This is a genomic window from Pseudarthrobacter sp. N5 (genome assembly GCF_050157035.1).
In the GTDB taxonomy this organism is placed as follows: domain Bacteria; phylum Actinomycetota; class Actinomycetes; order Actinomycetales; family Micrococcaceae; genus Arthrobacter.
In genome coordinates this window covers 1,938,265-1,954,811 of the sequence record NZ_CP189593.1, presented here as the reverse complement: position 1 = coordinate 1,954,811, position 16,547 = coordinate 1,938,265, and the positions used below count along the sequence as shown (strand labels likewise).

Annotated in this window: 13 protein-coding genes; 10 read left to right on the top strand and 3 right to left on the bottom strand. The window is 63.6% G+C overall.

Annotated elements, in window-relative coordinates; translation table 11 throughout:
* Window positions 1-163: 163 nt before the first annotated feature.
* The 5 genes from ACQCST_RS09430 (at window position 164) to ACQCST_RS09410 (ending at window position 6,574) form a co-directional block, all read left to right on the top strand.
* Window positions 164-1,690, top strand: a complete 1,527-nt coding sequence (locus tag ACQCST_RS09430; RefSeq protein WP_426998996.1) for a leucyl aminopeptidase — start codon at window positions 164-166, stop codon at window positions 1,688-1,690.
* Between the two features lie 240 nt (window positions 1,691-1,930).
* Complete coding sequence (lpdA, locus tag ACQCST_RS09425; RefSeq protein ID WP_426998995.1) at window positions 1,931-3,313, top strand: dihydrolipoyl dehydrogenase; 1,383 nt, start codon at window positions 1,931-1,933, stop codon at window positions 3,311-3,313.
* 115 nt (window positions 3,314-3,428) lie between these two features.
* Complete coding sequence (sucB, locus tag ACQCST_RS09420) at window positions 3,429-5,186, top strand: 2-oxoglutarate dehydrogenase, E2 component, dihydrolipoamide succinyltransferase (RefSeq protein WP_426998994.1); 1,758 nt, start codon at window positions 3,429-3,431, stop codon at window positions 5,184-5,186.
* 157 nt (window positions 5,187-5,343) lie between these two features.
* A complete protein-coding gene (locus tag ACQCST_RS09415) occupies window positions 5,344-5,694 on the top strand; it encodes a hypothetical protein (protein ID WP_426998993.1) in 351 nt (116 codons plus the stop codon).
* A gap of 451 nt (window positions 5,695-6,145) precedes the next feature.
* A complete protein-coding gene (locus ACQCST_RS09410; protein WP_426998992.1) occupies window positions 6,146-6,574 on the top strand; it encodes an OsmC family protein in 429 nt (142 codons plus the stop codon).
* 123 nt (window positions 6,575-6,697) lie between these two features.
* Here the strand turns inward: ACQCST_RS09410 and ACQCST_RS09405 are convergent, their stop codons facing one another.
* Window positions 6,698-10,177 (bottom strand): S41 family peptidase, encoded by a 3,480-nt coding sequence (locus tag ACQCST_RS09405; protein ID WP_426998991.1) that lies wholly within the window; start codon window positions 10,175-10,177, stop codon window positions 6,698-6,700.
* Window positions 10,178-10,250: 73 nt separating this feature from the next.
* On the opposite strand from ACQCST_RS09405, the gene ACQCST_RS09400 reads away from it, so the two are divergent.
* Window positions 10,251-11,150 (top strand): TIGR01777 family oxidoreductase, encoded by a 900-nt coding sequence (locus tag ACQCST_RS09400; RefSeq protein ID WP_426998990.1) that lies wholly within the window; start codon window positions 10,251-10,253, stop codon window positions 11,148-11,150.
* A gap of 22 nt (window positions 11,151-11,172) precedes the next feature.
* Here ACQCST_RS09400 and ACQCST_RS09395 read toward each other — a convergent pair whose 3' ends face one another.
* Window positions 11,173-12,843 carry a protein kinase domain-containing protein gene (locus tag ACQCST_RS09395; protein WP_426998989.1) on the bottom strand — a complete coding sequence of 557 codons (1,671 nt, stop codon included), beginning with the start codon at window positions 12,841-12,843 and terminating at the stop codon, window positions 11,173-11,175.
* Between the two features lie 145 nt (window positions 12,844-12,988).
* Here ACQCST_RS09395 and lipB point away from each other — a divergent pair, with 145 nt between their 5' ends.
* The 4 genes from lipB to ACQCST_RS09375 all read left to right on the top strand — a co-directional run bounded on the left by lipB (window position 12,989) and on the right by ACQCST_RS09375 (window position 15,811).
* Complete coding sequence (lipB, locus tag ACQCST_RS09390; protein WP_426998988.1) at window positions 12,989-13,657, top strand: lipoyl(octanoyl) transferase LipB; 669 nt, start codon at window positions 12,989-12,991, stop codon at window positions 13,655-13,657.
* Window positions 13,654-14,661, top strand: a complete 1,008-nt coding sequence (gene lipA / locus ACQCST_RS09385; protein WP_426998987.1) for a lipoyl synthase — start codon at window positions 13,654-13,656, stop codon at window positions 14,659-14,661. Before lipB ends, lipA begins: the two co-directional genes overlap by 4 nt.
* A gap of 89 nt (window positions 14,662-14,750) precedes the next feature.
* Window positions 14,751-15,503, top strand: a complete 753-nt coding sequence (locus tag ACQCST_RS09380) for a DUF4191 domain-containing protein (protein ID WP_426998986.1) — start codon at window positions 14,751-14,753, stop codon at window positions 15,501-15,503.
* Window positions 15,504-15,604: 101 nt separating this feature from the next.
* Entirely contained in the window at window positions 15,605-15,811 is a 207-nt protein-coding gene (locus ACQCST_RS09375; RefSeq protein ID WP_426998985.1) for a hypothetical protein, read from the top strand.
* A 78-nt stretch (window positions 15,812-15,889) separates the two neighbouring features.
* Here ACQCST_RS09375 and ACQCST_RS09370 read toward each other — a convergent pair whose 3' ends face one another.
* Window positions 15,890-16,327, bottom strand: a complete 438-nt coding sequence (locus ACQCST_RS09370; RefSeq protein ID WP_426998984.1) for an RDD family protein — start codon at window positions 16,325-16,327, stop codon at window positions 15,890-15,892.
* Between the last annotated feature and the right edge of the window lie 220 nt (window positions 16,328-16,547).

The window sequence follows — 16,547 nt, the reverse complement described above, 5'->3', positions numbered from 1 at the left end:
TCAGCACCTTCGGCACGGAGAGACTACGATCGGAGCTGGCCTCATACACGGGCCTGCAGACTCCTGGTTGCGTCTCAGGCCGACGGCGGCCGGGTTTCCATGGCAGGCCGCCAAACATGCGGTTCCTGCCCGAATCATCTCAGAGAATTGAGGACTGATCCTCGTGGTCAAGAATACTGAAATCAACCTTAGTGCCTTCTCCCGTGACCTGAAGAAGGCGCCCAGTGACGCCGTCGTTATTGGTGTCGGGCAAGGATCAGACGGCCCGGCCCTGCTGGAGAATCCCTTGACGGCGAAGTCCGCCGAAGCCCTTTCGGAATCATTGAAGGTACTAGGCGTCACGGGTGCGGCAGATCAGCTCGTCCGCCTTCCCGGCCTGCCCGAAACAGGCGCCGGAGTCATCGTCCTGGCCGGCGTAGGCAAGATCCGCGACGGTCAGCAGCTTTCCGAGGAAACCCTGCGCAGGGCAGCGGGCTCTGCCGTCCGCCAGCTTGCCGGCCTGACCACCGTGGTACTGGCACTTCCGACGGCGGGAGTTGCCGACGTCGCTGCCGTCGCCGAGGGCGCCGCCATGGGCGCTTACTCCTTCACGGAATACCGTTCGTCCACGGACGGCCTCAAGGAACCTGTCAGGAACGTGGCGGTCTTCACCGAGTTCGCAGCCGACAAGGGGTTGCAGCCGGCGCTGACACGGGCTGCCCTGATCGGCAAGGCTGTTAATGCCACCCGTTCCCTCGTCAACCAGCCCCCGAGCCATCTGTACCCCGAGTCCTTCGCAGAGGCTGCCAAGGAGCTCTCAAAGGGCCTGCCCGTCAAGGTGACAGTCTGGGACGAGAAGCGTCTTGAAAAGGAAGGCTTCGGCGGCATCATGGGGGTCGGTAAGGGCTCCACCCGCCAGCCGCGCCTGGTGAAGGTGGAATATGCGCCAACCAAGGCAACAGCCAAGATCGCACTGGTTGGCAAGGGCATCACTTTTGACACCGGCGGTATCTCCATTAAGCCCGCCCTCGGCATGGGTGACATGAAGAGCGACATGGCCGGTGCCGCCGTCGTACTTAACACTGTGCTGGCCATCGCCGGCCTCGGACTGCCTGTCAAGGCGACGGCCTGGCTCTGCATCGCTGAAAACATGCCCTCAGGTGCGGCCTCCCGCCCGGCCGACGTCCTCACCATGTTTGGCGGCAAGACGGTGGAAGTGCTCAATACCGATGCTGAGGGCCGCCTGGTCATGGCTGACGGGATTGTTGCCGCAAGCCAGGAATTCCCCGACGCCATCATCGACGTCGCCACCCTGACGGGCGCACAGCTGATCGCACTGGGCAACCGCACAGCGGGAGTGATGGGAGCGGACAGTGTCACCGGTCCGTTGAAGGCTGCCGCTGACCGCGCCGGCGAGCTCGTCTGGCCCATGCCGTTGCCCGAGGAGCTGCGCCCCAGCATCGACTCCCAGGTCGCTGACCTCGCCAATATCGGTGAACGCCATGGCGGCATGATGACCGCAGCCGTGTTCCTGCGCGAATTCGTGGGGAAGGGCAAAGACGGCGAGCCGATCCCGTGGGCGCATATTGACATTGCCGGGCCCTCATTCAACAACGGCAGCCCGTACGGCTACACGCACAAGCAAGGAACCGGCTGCACCGTCCGCACGCTGCTTGCCTACGTGGAAGACGTTCTGGCCCAGGCTGCTTGAGCCGGCGCATGGCGGTGTGGCCAGCGGCGTGATCGGTTGGCCACACAGTCGCGTGACACTCGACACAAGCGCTCCACAAACGCCATTGCAAGGTGGAGCATGGATGAGTGGTTCGCTAAGGTGAACTCCGGTAGTCACAAATGCAAGAGAACTTGTGTGCTGGCATAATCACGGCAGAACAAGTTCCAAGACCAGATGATGCGTACTCTCGCGTCATCGTTCACGCGAGGGAGCGTTTAAGTGGCCGATCAGGCAACTGCGCAAGAATTCGACATCCTGGTACTCGGTGGCGGCAGTGGCGGTTACGCTACGGCCCTCCGTGCCGTACAGCTTGGCTTCACCGTCGGCCTCGTTGAAAAGGCCAAACTTGGCGGAACCTGCCTGCACAATGGCTGTATTCCCACCAAGGCACTGCTGCACTCGGCTGAGCTCGCCGACCACGCCCGTGACTCCGCCAAGTACGGCGTGAACGTCACTCTGGACGGCATCGACATCACTGCCGTCAACGCGTACAAGGACGGCATCGTTGCCGGTAAGTTCAAGGGCCTCCAGGGCCTCATCAAGTCCAAGGGCATCACCGTCATCGAAGGTGAAGGCAAGCTTCAGGGCACCGACACCGTGGTGGTGAACGGCACGGCTTACAAGGGCAAGAACATCGTCCTTGCCACTGGCTCTTATTCCCGCTCCCTGCCTGGCCTGGAAATCGGCGGCCGAGTCATCACCTCCGACGAAGCGCTGACAATGGACTACATCCCCAAGAGTGTCATTGTTCTCGGCGGCGGAGTCATCGGCGTGGAGTTCGCCTCGGTCTGGAAGTCCTTCGGCGTAGATGTGACCATCATCGAGGGCCTTCCCTCGCTGGTCCCGAACGAGGACGCTGCGATCGTCAAAAACCTTGAGCGAGCGTTCAAGAAGCGCGGCATCAAATTCACCACTGGAATCTTCTTCCAGGGAGTTGAGCAGGACGAAAACGGCGTCAAAGTCACGCTGGTTGACGGCAAGACGTTCGAAGCCGAGCTGCTTCTCGTGGCAGTAGGCCGCGGACCCGTCACCGCCAATCTGGGCTACGAGGACGCCGGCGTCACCATCGACCGCGGTTTCGTCATTCCCAACGAGCGTCTGCACACCGGCGTCGGCAACATCTACGCCGTGGGCGACATCGTCCCAGGCGTCCAGCTGGCACACCGCGGCTTCCAGCAGGGCATATTCGTCGCCGAGGAAATCGCCGGCCTGAAGCCCGTCATCGTCGAGGACGTCAACATCCCCAAGGTCACCTACTGCGATCCAGAAATCGCAACTGTCGGCTACACCGAAAAGGCCGCCAAAGCGAAGTTCGGCGACGACCAGGTGGAAACGCAGGAGTACAACCTCGCCGGCAACGGCAGGAGTGCCATCCTGGGCACCGGAGGCCTCGTCAAGCTGGTCCGGCAGAAGGACGGCCCCGTGGTGGGCGTCCACATGATCGGTTCCCGGATGGGCGAGCAGATCGGTGAGGCCCAGCTGATCGTGAATTGGGAGGCCTACCCGGAGGACGTGGCCCAGCTGCTACACGCCCACCCCACACAGAACGAGGCACTGGGCGAGGCTCATCTTGCCCTGGCCGGCAAGGCCCTCCACGGCTAAGCAGTACCGCAATATCACAGGGCTTAGTGCACCCGGCATGATCCGCAGGGTGCACTAAGCTCGAACAAGGCAGCAATCATCCGCACTAAAGATCAATAAGGAGAACGGGGACGACATGTCTGAATCCGTTAACTTGCCCGCCCTCGGTGAGAGCGTCACCGAAGGAACTGTCACCCGCTGGCTCAAGCAAGTAGGTGACCGGGTAGAGGTGGACGAGCCGCTGCTCGAGGTATCCACCGACAAAGTAGACACCGAAATCCCCTCTCCGATTGCCGGCATCATCGAGGAAATCCTCGTCGCCGAAGATGAGACTGCCGAAGTAGGCGCTCCCTTGGTACGCATCGGTGATGGCTCGGGTTCATCGGCTGCCCCGGAGACCCCTGCTGCCCCCCAATCTGCTCCCGCAGAAGAGAAGCCCGAAGCAGAGGCACCAGCAGACGCCGCACCGACTGCCGAGCAGGTCACGGCAGCTCCGGCTGCCGAACAGGCACCCGCTTCTGAGGTGGCACCTGCAGATGCCGGCGGTGAGAGCCACGATGTGACCCTTCCTGCCCTCGGTGAGAGCGTCACTGAGGGAACTGTCACCCGCTGGCTGAAGGCCGTAGGCGACACCGTGGCCGTTGACGAGCCGCTGCTGGAGGTTTCCACCGACAAGGTGGACACCGAGATCCCGTCCCCCGTGGCAGGCATCCTGCAGGAAATCCGCGTCAATGAAGACGAAACCGCCGAGGTGGGCTCCGTCCTCGCTGTTATCGGATCCGGCGCCGCAGCGCCTGCTCAGCCCGCACCGGCACAACCGGCGCCTGCTGCTGAGCCCAAGCAGGAAGCTCCCGCTGCCGCTCCGGCCGAGTCTCCTGTAGCCGCAGCTCCTTCGGCACCGGCAGCTGAACCTGCCGCCGCCGCACCGGCTGCTGCAGCCGGCACCGAGTCGGGCTATGTCACTCCCCTTGTCCGCAAGCTTGCCAACCAGCAGGGTGTGGACATTTCCTCGCTCAGCGGTACCGGTGTAGGTGGCCGGATCCGGAAGCAGGACGTTCTGGCCGCAGCCGAAGCCAAGGCAGCTCCGGCAGCGGCAGCACCGGCGCCACGGTCGGCAGCTCCGTCACAGTCGGCGGCTCCCGCACCTTCGGCCGCCACGGCTGAATCCTCACTGCGCGGCACCGTGCAAAAGGCTCCCCGCATCCGCCAGGTCATTGCCCGCCGCATGCGGGAGTCCCTGGACACCTCCACCCAGCTGACCCAGGTCCACGAAGTGGACATGACCAAGGTCGCCAAACTCCGTCTCAAGGCCAAGAACTCCTTCCTCGCCCAGAACGGCGTCAAGCTGACCTTCCTGCCCTTCATCGCCAAGGCCGTTGCCGAGGCCCTGAAACAGCACCCTAAAGTCAACGCCGCCTACGACGAAGACAAGCAGGAAATCACCTACCACAACGCGGAACACCTTGCGATTGCCGTGGACACGGACAAGGGCCTGCTGGTCCCGGTGGTTACCGATGCCGGCAACCTCAATCTTGCGGGCCTGGCCGGTAAGATCGCCGACGTCGCAGAGCGCACCCGCAAGGGCAAAATCGGACCGGACGAACTCTCCGGCGGAACGTTCAGCATCACCAATATCGGTTCAGTCGGCGCACTGTTCGACACTCCGATCATCAACCAGCCCCAGGTCGGCATTCTGGGAACCGGTGCAATCGTGAAGCGTCCGGTGGTTGTCACGGACGAAAACGGTGACGACTCACTGGCCATCCGCTCCATGATGTACCTCTCCCTGACGTACGATCACCGTCTGGTTGACGGCGCCGATGCCGGCCGCTTCCTGCAGACGCTGAAGGCACGCCTTGAAGAAGGCGCCTTCGAGGCAGATCTGGGGCTCTAAGCTCCAGCAGTTTCACCAACGACGGCGGTGCAGGCACCGGTGGGAAACCACCGGAAAGCCGGCGCCGCCGTCGTCGTTTGTGCTGGTTGCGAATCGCCGGTGGGCCTTCCAGCGGGGCTTACTACGAAGCGTAGAAAGGTCTGGCTAGACTATTGCCATGAACATCGTTTACCACATCATGGTCTTCCTGCACATCGTCGGCGCTGCCATGATCGTCGGCATCTGGATCGGCAACATGAAGAAGCCCACCGTCCACCCCCGCCAGTTCGACGGTGCCGTGCTCCAGATCATCACTGGCATCGTGATGATGGGCCTCATTCCAGCGCTCGGCATGGAGGCAAATTACTTCAAACTCGGGATCAAATTCGCGATTGCCCTCGCTGTGGGCGTCCTGGCGTTTATGGGCATGCGCAAGTACAAAAAGGGCGAGGACATCAGCAAAGGACTCGCACACAGTGTTGGCGGACTGGCCCTGCTGAACGTGGCCATCGCGACACTCTGGAACTGACCACCGGCATCAGCCCCCTGGAGAACAGACGACGGCGACGCGCCCTGCGAGGGCGCGTCGCCGTCGTCGTCCTCCATGAGTGTCAAGGTGGAGCCGTCGCCGCCCCGGGGTAGGTTCGGCCACCTGCTGGAACCCCAAATGCGGGGCGCCCGCAGCGGCGGGCAAGCCAGACGAACTGGCCGAAACGAGCAGCGACCTGCGATCCCGGCAGAGCCGACCAGAACGCCGCGAGCTGTTCAGCATCAGCGGCATTGACCATACTGGAGGCGTGCGGGCGCCGGGATATGGGCCATGGTCCGGATGTTCGTTTTCCATGGCCACAGTTGTTGTGGTCATAATCCCCTCAGAGCGGACACTCTGTGCAAGGACACCGGGGAGTCCATAGGATTGAACCCGGCAGGGATCGGGCAGCGGCCGGATCCCTGATTCGAATCAACATTGAGGAGTGGACATGGCAGCAACACGCACCGCACACACTGTATGGAGCGGCAACCTGACGGAAGGTTCGGGCAACACGACGCTGGACAGCTCCGGCCTGGGCACATTTGATGTGACGTGGAAAGCGCGCACCGAAGCCGCCGGGGGCAAGACCAGCCCCGAAGAGCTGATTGCCGCGGCACATTCAGCCTGCTTCTCCATGGCCTTCAGCAATATGCTGGCACAGGCCGGCCACACGCCGGACGAGGTACACACCAAGGCAGACGTCACCTTCAAGCCCGGCACCGGCATCACCGGCAGCCACCTGACGGTGAACGCCAGGATCCCCGGTATCTCGGAAGAGGACTTCCAGCGCATCGCCGGCGAAGCCAAGACCGGCTGCCCCGTCTCCGGCGCCCTGGCCAGCATTGAAATCACCTTGGAAGCCACGCTGGCTTCCTAGCTGCTGCCGGCTGGAAGCCTGACATCGGCACATACCGACGGGTTCACAGCTGACGCAGAAGGCCCCGCCCTGCCGCCTATGCGGCGGGAGCGGGGCCTTTATGCTTGGCCGGCCGGCCTGGGCTCAGTCCGTGTGCCGGCGTTCCGGCAGCGGGGCAGGCAGCAGCCGCCGGTAGCCTTCCCGGGCCGGCGGCCTGTCCGTCGGTAGCTCCTGGATCATTTCCTTGAGCGCCCCGATTCCGTATTCCAGCTGCGGATCCCGGCCGGCCGCGTAGGCATGCGGCGGGAACGCCACTTCAATGTCCGGCTCAACACCGAAGTTCTCCACGCCCCAGCCCACTCCCCCGCTGAACCAGGTGGCGTAGCGCGGCTGGGTCACGCCTGTTCCGTCGGCAAGCGTGAAGCGGTTGTCGATTCCGACGACACCGCCCCACGTCCGGGTGCCGATCACCGGACCGATTCCCCGAAGTTTCGAGACCTGGGTGATGATGTCGCCGTCGGAGCCGGCGAATTCGTCGGCAAGGATGATGACAGGACCACGGGGCGCGTGATGAGGGTAGGTCCGTGGCCTTTCGCCACGGGGCATGCTCCAGCCAGTCACTTTGCGGCCGATCAGTTCGGCAACAAGCTGGGAAGTATGTCCACCCCGGTTCCGCCGCACATCCACGATCAGCCCGTCCAAAGCTGTTTCGGTGTCGAGGTCACGGTGCAGTTGTGCCCAGCCGTTAGCCATCATGTCCGGGATGTGGAGGTATCCGTACTTACCGTCAGAGGCTTCCCTGACGGTACGCCGGTTGGCGCCCACCCACTCCTGATACCGGAGACGTTCCTCGTCCTTGGCCGGGATCACTGCAATGCGCCGCTGGAAGCCCCTTGCGGATCCATGGCCTTTGCCGTTCCGCAGGGTCAGTTCCACGGCACGGCCGGCGGCACCCACCAGCTGCATGGCCGGGGTCAGGGCATCAGAGAGCTGCACTCCGTCTATCGCCAGCAGGATATCGCCTGCCTTTGCATCCGCTCCGGGACGCGTCAGGGGTGAGGTGGCCAGCGGGTCGGAGGATTCCCCTGCCAGGATCCGGGTGATCTCCCAGCCCTGCGCAGTGAACGCCAGATCGGCGCCGAGCCTGCCCTGGCCGTTGCTGCCGTTTTCCGTTACCGCCGCCGGACGTACGTACGCGTGCGATGTTCCCAGCTCACCGTGCAGTTCCCAGAGCAGGTCCACCAGGTCATCGTGCGACCCGAGCCGGTCCACCAGCGGCCGGTAGCGTTTATGGATGGATTCCCAGTCCTGGCCCGCCATGTCCTCAGTCCAGAAGAAGTCACGCTGCAGCCTCCACGCTTCATCGAAGGCCTGGCCCCAGACACTGAGCGGATCCATCATGACGCGGATGCGGCCAAGATCGACCTTGACCAGGGTGCCGGAGTCTTCAAGGGCTTTGGAGCCGGCCGGGACCGCGCGGACCTGTTTGTTATGGATCAGCACAATCTGTTTGCCGTCGCCGGAGACACGGTAGCTGTCCAGCTCCTCCACAAGGGTGATGGACTTCCGTTTTTCGATGTCGAACCGGATCAGGCGGGGCGGCGCGTCCTTCTCCTCCAGGCTGGCCCTGCCGTCTCCGGTGACACCGGCAAGGGCGCTGTCCAGCCACAGCAGCGCACCGTCCGTTGCGGACAGCGACTCGTAATTACCCTGCGGTACGGGAACACTGATAACGCGGTGCGCCAGTCCTTCAGCGTCCACGCTGACGGCCGGAACCGCCGTCTTGGCAGGTGTACGGGTGGGCACTGACTCGTTGCCACCGTCAGAGTTTTCCACGGCGTCGTCCGCTTCGTCCTGAAGGCCAACGCTCGGACCAAACGGCGACGGCGTGTCCGCTGCCAGCGCAACCAGGTACGGCTTGATGGGGCTAGGGAAAGAGAGATCGAAGGAATGTCCGTCGTAAACCGGATCGAAACTGCGGTTGGAAAGGAATGCCAGGAACTTGCCGTCGGGTGTGAAAGACGGCGACTGGTCGCAGAATCGGCCATCGGTAACGTCAATGACTTGACCGCCCTGATCTGCCACCTTGACGATCCGCAGCCTGCTGCGTGACCCGAAGGACGTCACCGGTTCGGCCCAGCCCAGCCATTCGGAGTCCGGGGACCAGCAGAGATCCGCGATGGTGCCTTCGCCAATGCTCGTCACCAGAGAAATCCCGCCGGTCCGGGTGTCCGCAACATAGATGTCTCCGAATGCGGTTCCCACTGCCAGCCATTGACCGTCCGGGCTGGCTTCCATAGCGCTTGCTCTGGACGGCTTGGGGAAACTGATCCGGATGGACGTGTCCTTCGCAGCGCTGGCCTGTGTAGCGTCAGCCGGAGCCGGGACCACATCTGCCCCGGAGTCGTCGTGCACCGGAACTTCGACGCCGGCCCCTTGCTGCCCTGCTGCCGGCACCGGCTTGGGCAGCGCAACCGCTGATTCGTCCCCCCGGGGCTTTTCGGCGACACGTGCCGGAATCTGGACACCGGGAACTGGCCCGGCGATCTCCTTGATGCAGAGCGCCTCCACGCCGTTGTGGTCGGCAATGTAGGCGATCCGGCCGCCGGTCAGAGGCCGCGGCAGACGCGCACGGACCCCAGGCGTGGCTTCCACCACGCGCGACGGTCCATCCTTGTGCCGCAGCCAATGAATAGTCCCATGGGCTTCAATGGCACTCGCGGATCCGGTGTTGTCCGGAAAGGCTCCGCCGAGGTGCTTCGCCGTCTGCAGAAGCGTCGCCCTCCGGGCTTGGGACGCTGATCCCAGCGAAATGTCCAGCTTGACCGCCGCGGACTCCAGGCCGTGCATGATCCACAGCTCGCCGGCGGATTCGAAGACCACCCGCTGGCCGTCGGTAGCAGCGTGACGGACGTAGAAGTCCTCATGGTCGGTGTGCCGACGTAGCCCGGTGCCATCAGGCAGGACGGAATAAAGGTTCCCGTAGCCCTCATGATCGGACAGGAATGCAATCCGGCCACTTATCCACATGGGATCCGCAAGGTTACCGTCCAGATCCGGAAGCAACCGGCTGAATTCCCCGTTGCCGTCCGAGTCGATCCACAGCTTCCCGGCCGTTCCGCCGCGGTACCGCTTCCACCAAGCCGGTTCGCGGGAGAGCACACTGGACAGAACCACGGGGCGCTCATCGCCGATTTCCGGGCCGAATGCGACGGATTCCACCGGCCCGAACGGAAGCTCTTCTGCCCAGCCGCCGTCAACAGGAACGCTATAGGCGTGCGTATGACGGCTTTCCGCCTGCCGGAAGGCGCTGGTGACAATCACATCTCCGGCTGCGGTGAAGCCCTTGACCTTGGTGGTGCCATGCCCGAAGTAGGTCAGCTGACGGTATGCGCCGCCGTCCACATCCGCCGCCACCACTTCAGGTGAAGTCCCCTGGATAACCGTCCAGACCAGCCGTTTGCCGTCGGGAGTGAAACGGGGGTTGCGGGCTGGCAACTGAAGCGAGGAGACCCGCCAGGCGCGGCCGCCGCTGACCGGCGCAATCCAGACGTCGTCCTCGGCCACAAAAGTGACCAGATCGCCGTGCAGATGCGGGAATCGGAAGTAGCTCGAAGAAGTCATCGTTCGATCATAGTCAAAGTCCCCGGAGCAGCAGGGAGGTTCCGCCGCTGTGCCGGGCATGGTGAGATGGATCATGCGAATCGTCATAGCCGGCGCCTCCGGACTCATTGGAACGGGCATCTCTGCAAGGCTGCGCGACCAGGGCCACGACGTGGTGGCCCTGGCCAGGCGCCCGCCGGCGTCGACCGCGGAAGTCCGGTGGGACCCGGCAGCGCATCAGCTGGACGCGGCAGTGCTCCAGGATGCGGACGCCGTCATTAATCTTTCAGGTGCCGGCATCGGCGACCGACCCTGGACCCGCAGCCGCGTGGGCGTTCTCTTCCGGTCAAGGCTGGATGCCACCCGGACCCTGACGGACGCCATGAAAAAGCTGGAGGTGCCACCACCGGTCTTCATCAGCCAGTCCGCCTCCGGCTACTACGGGAATTCCGGGGCAGCTGTCCTCCGAGAGAATTCACCGCCCGGCACGGGAACTCTCGCCCGGCTCTGCCGCGAATGGGAGGCCGCTGCACACCAGGCACCCGCCGGAGTCCGCGTGGTGACGCCCCGCACAGGCGTGGTGCTGGCTCCATCAGGCGGAGCCCTGGGCAGGTTGTTGCCTCTGCTCAGGCTCGGTATTGGCGGGCCGCTGGGGAACGGCCGTCAGTACTGGCCATGGATTTCCCTTGAGGATGTCTCGGCAGCTTTCGGATTCCTCCTGACTGCTCCTGTGACAGGCCCGGTAAACGTCTGCGCCCCGGAGGATGCGGATGTGAACTCCTTGGTGGCGCAACTGGCTGCGGCGCTTCACAGGCCGGCCGTCTTCCGGGTTCCCGCGCCTGTGCTGCGGTTGGTGATGGGCCAACTGGCTGACGAACTGCTGCTCGCAAGCCAGCGGATGGAACCCTCCTTGTTGGCTGAGGCCGGGTTCCGTTGGGAACATTCCTCAGTTCACGAGGCAGCCGCCTGGGTTGCCTCAGCCAGTAGCGCGTAGCCGCAGGCCCTGACGAGAAGAGCTAATGAGCGGGCAAGATTTCCACGATGCGCCAGACGCCGTCCACCGGCGCAAGCACCAGCCGCAAACCCTGAACGGCGGCCGCAGGGCCCGTGGCCACCACCGTGCCGGCTGCATTCTTTTCCTCATATGCGGACGTAGATGAGGTGACGCCCACCACGGTCCGCTCCGCCGTGCTTTCCGGGCGGGTTTCCATACCGGCCAGCGTGGTGGTGAATCCGGCGAGCACGTGGCCAGATTCGCGAAGCCTGGAGCTGATCTTGAGGTCAGCGGAAGCGGCCGGCGAGTCCCGGACATTCACCTCATCCAAGAGATCCAGCCGTCCGGAGCTGAAAGCCGTGGAACGGAGCCATGCCAGCCCCTGGGCCGCTTCCCCCGGGTCCGCGGATAGCAGCTGCCGGCGTACGGCAGCCGGGACATCGCCGTCGGCCTCCCGCTGGAGAGCATCGCTCCCGGTCGCAGCAGCCGGGGTACTGAATACCGTTTCAGGCGACGGCTGTCCCGTCATCCACCAGACGGCAACCAACGCTATTCCCAGGGCAGCGGCAACCATCGTGCCTGCCTTGCCATTCCGCGGCGGCCTTGCTGCTGCGGCCCGGAGTGCCCGGCGCCGGACGCCCACGTGGGCCGGCGGCACAATCCGGGTGCCGGGCGCGCCGTGGCTGTGGCCGTGGCTGTGGGCGGAGCCCGAACCGGGCGGACGGGACCGGAAGAGCCCTGGCAACCGCGATGTAACGATCCGCCTGCCCCACCCCCGGAGTTTTTCCCGCCCTGCGGCGCGCGGGGGCGTATGCCTTCTGGTCAGCAACTCAGGCATCACCGTGGGATGCACGGATCCGGACAGGTCCACTGCTTCCGGGCTGGCGCTACGGTAGATGGCGGTGGCCAGTTCCGTCGCTGAGGGCCGAAGCCTCCGGTCCTCGCTGAGGCCTGCTTCCAGCGCCGCGCCAAGTTCCGCCGGCACCTCCGGTACCAGCAGCGACAGCGGCGGCCTGTCGGCGGCCAGTCCCGGAATCCGGCCAGTGAGGCAGTACCAGCCGAGCGCAGCCACGGAATAGACGTCCCGTTCGGGCTGAATCCCGGCCCGAACAGCGTCCACGGGTGATGGGTCCATAAAACCCACGGTGCCGTGATCCGAAACGGGCATGGCGTCACCAACCATCCGGGCAACACCGACATCGGCGAGCAGCGGCTTGCCGTGCCCGGTAAAAAGCACGTTCCCCGGGGATACATCGGAGTGCGTGAACCCCTGGCTGTGGAGGTAAGCAAGGACCTGTGCAATGGGGGTCAGCACTGTCACCGTTTCGCCGATTCCCAGTTTGCCCCTGGTAGCAAGCAACTGTGCCAACGAGCCGCCGGGCGCGTAGTCCATGACCAGTCCCAGCCTGCCGTCTGCCGCCCCGCTGAGGCGGACCACTTGGTGCGATTTCACCAGGTGCTGGTGGTCCAGTACTGACATGATCCGGATTTCCCGGCGGACGGCGTCTTCTGCGGTGGCCGTATCCGGCCGGTCCTCACCGGGAGTAAAACACTTAAGGGCGTATTCTCGGGTTTGGCCGTCGGTGGCCAGCCAGACGCTTGCGCTACCTCCCCGGCCGAGTTGCCGGCCCACAACATACCCGGGAGCCTCCGGCGGTTCCTCCGGGTGATCAGCCTGACTGAAATTTTCCATGCTTAACTAGTATCGGATCCGGGCGGATCCGGCAGAAGTTATCCACAGGCAGGACTGCGGATACCGACTGCGGATGTACGTCACGGTAATGAGAGCTTCAGCACACAATCGGGGACGACGGCGGCCGGGGACTAAGCTGGATGCCATGACTCTTCAGTTTTCCCAGTTGGGTCTTGCCCCGGAATTCGTCGAATATACGCGCGGCTGGGACATCCAGCGCGAAATCCATGACAACGTCGTCGCAGGCAAGACCCCCAGTACAGTCCTTTTGCTTGAACACGCTGCTGTGTACACGGCAGGCAAACGCACCGAAGACCACGAACGGCCTTTTGACGGAACACCCGTTGTGGCGGTGGATCGTGGCGGTAAACTCACCTGGCACGGCCCGGGACAGCTCGTTGGTTACCCCATCATCAAGCTGAAGAACCCGGCAGGGATCCGTGACTATGTGGAACGCCTCGAGGCCGTGATAATCGCGGTGCTGGCTGACTACGGCATTGTCGCTGAGCGGATCAAGGGCCGAGCCGGCGTCTGGATCAACGACGACGACAACGGCCCGGCACGCAAGATCGCTGCCATTGGGATCCGCGTCCACGACGGCGTCACCATGCACGGTTTCGCCATCAACTGCAACAACGATCTCGCCCCGTACGCGCAGATCATTGCCTGTGGCATCACTGACGCGGGCGTCACCACCATCACCCGGGAAACCGGCCAGGATGTGGCACCGGCAGACCTCGTTTCGCGGATCATCGAGGAACTGCGCAAGAATGAAGACGCCCTAGTTGCGACCCCCGAAGGAGCTCTACTGTGACCCTGGCACCAGAAGGCCGGAAAATGCTGCGTATCGAGCAGCGCAATGCGGCGATCCCGGTGGAGCGTAAACCGGAGTGGATCAAGGCCAAGGTCCAGATGGGTCCTGAATATGTCCAGATGAAGAATCTGGTCAAAAAGGAAGGCCTCCACACCGTGTGTGAAGAGGCCGGTTGCCCCAACATCTTTGAATGCTGGGAAGACAAGGAAGCCACGTTCCTGATTGGCGGCTCTGAGTGCACGCGCCGCTGCGATTTCTGCCAGATTGATACCGGCAAACCGTCCCCGGTGGATGTGTTCGAGCCCACCAAGGTGGCCCGCTCCGTACAGGCCATGCAGCTGCGCTACGCCACTGTCACCGGTGTGGCACGCGATGACCTCGCAGACGAGGGCGTTTGGCTTTACGCCGAAACGGTACGCAAGATCCACGAACTGAACCCGGGCACCGGCGTCGAACTTCTTATCCCCGACTTCTCCGGCAAACCTGAACATATCAAGGCCATCTGCGATTCGAAGCCGGAGGTGTTCGCCCACAACGTCGAGACCGTCCCGCGCATCTTCAAGCGGATCCGCCCGGCGTTCCGGTACGACCGCTCGCTCGACGTCATCACCCAGGGCCGCGATCTGGGCATGGTGACCAAATCCAACCTGATCCTGGGCATGGGTGAAACGCGCGAAGAAATCTCCGAGGCACTCCAGGACCTGCACGACGCCGGCTGTGACCTCATCACCATTACCCAGTACCTGCGCCCGAGCGAACGCCACCTTCCGGTGGACCGCTGGGTCAAGCCACAGGAATTCGTTGACCTGCAGCAGGAAGCGGACGAGATCGGCTTCCTCGGCGTGATGAGCGGACCACTGGTGCGCTCCTCGTACCGTGCCGGGCGGCTGTGGGCAACAGCCATGCGCAAGAAGGGTTTGGAAATCCCGGCCCATCTGGCACACATCGAGTCCTCCGGCACCACACGCCAGGAAGCCAGTTCCCTCATCGGCGCACACCACTAGAGATCACTAGAGTTTTCCCGGCGGAGGGCCGGACCCCGGCCTGTCCGGCGTCCGGCCCTCCGCCATCAATCACGTAGAATTAAGGCACTATGGCGAATTCCCCTGATTCCAGCAGCACCACTCCGGCAGCCAGCGATGCACCGAAGCGTGGCCTCTTCTCCCGCAAGCCCAAAGAAGCCAAGGTCAAGAAGCCCAGCCGGCTGAAGCAGATCGCCGAGGTCTTCCAGATGACCCGCCGGCACGATCCCATGGTTCCATGGCTAATGCTTCTGGCGTTCCTGGGCGTAGTGGCAGTCAGCTTCCTGGTGGGCTTCCTTTTGGAAAACTGGGTAACGGGCCTGATCATCGGGATCCCGCTGGGGCTGCTCGCGGCCACCCTGATTCTGTCCCGCCGCGCGGAGCGGGCGGCATTCGCCCGGATCGAAAACCAGCCAGGAGCCTCCGGCGCTGCCTTGGGGACCCTCAAACGTGGCTGGATCACCGAGGACCAGCCTGTCGCTGTAAACCCACGCACCCAGGACGCCGTGTTCCGCGCCATTGGCCGGCCCGGCGTCGTGCTGGTCAGCGAAGGCCCCACGCACAGGGTCAAGCCGCTTGTTGATGCGGAGCGCAAGCGTCTCTCGCGCATCCTGCCCAACGTGACCGTTCATGTGATCGAGAGCGGTCGAGGTGAGGGCCAGGTCCCCATCAGCCAGGTTGCCAAGAAAATGAGCAAGCTGGACAAGGAGCTCACCAAGATTGAGGTCAGCGCCGTTGCCAAGCGCATTTCCTCGCTTGGCAACCGTCTCCCCATCCCCAAGGGAATCGATCCCTACAAGGCCCGCCCGCAGCGCGGACGCTAGGACTTTTTGAAACGCCCCGGTGCCGGCCAGCAGGCTGCAACCGGGGCGTTTGTCGTCAGACCACCGCCGCCCAACCGCCATCCAGTGAGCCGGAGTCCCCCGTGAAATCTTCCTCGAAGTCTGCCATGATCCGGATTTTCCGGATTCTGGCTATCGCAGAAGCGTTCTTCGGCGTTGCCGTCTTCGCGGGAATCTCGGCAATCTTCCCGTTCGCCACTGTGCTTTTTGAACGCTGGGCAGAGAAGCGGAACTGCCTGGCGGTCAGTGCTACGCCGATTCCGGCCCCTCCGGCCACCGCAGGTGTCTAGGCGACGTCGTCCAGATACCACGGCTCAACGCCCCGGCCGTTGAGACCGCAGGCATCGGGCGAGTACGCCCTGCGCCAGCTACATCCGAACGAGCACAGTGTTCACGGCTTTGTCATGAACGCCTCGGTGGTCAGGATCAAAGATCACGGCGGGAATGACGAGGCAGAGCAGCAGGGTGCGGACCACTGCAGCGAACGGTCCGGCCGGTCCTCCGGCCAGCTGCACAACGTGGATCCCCAGGACACGGTGCCCGATGCTGTAGCCCAACGTGCCGATCAACAGTATTTGCTCGGCGCCAAAGACGGCCAGTGTGGCCCAGGAATTCCCACCAAAGGCGAAGTTGCTGATGACCACGGCAATGCCCCAGTCGATAAGAATGGCCAGAATTCTGCGGCCGGCCCGTGCAATGGATCCGGGGCCGGATTCCGGCAGTCCCAGCCGCTCCCCAGGGTATTTGGAGATGCCGGAAGTATCCGGCCCTGTCAGCCACGAACCGATGTCTTTGCGATCTACCACAGTCCAAGCTTAGCGACTCCACGGCGTTCACACTGTGGGACCCGGTAGACCACACTGTGGACACAGGTTAGCGTTTACATAACAGGTCATTCTGTAACGTGCCTGAAACAATGCGGACACCGCGGGGAAATCCCATGTCCTTAGGGTGGTAACAGTTGCTAGCGACCACAACGCAGGGAAATCTTTGTGTTTCCCTGCTGTCGGATTGCGCCGGACCACG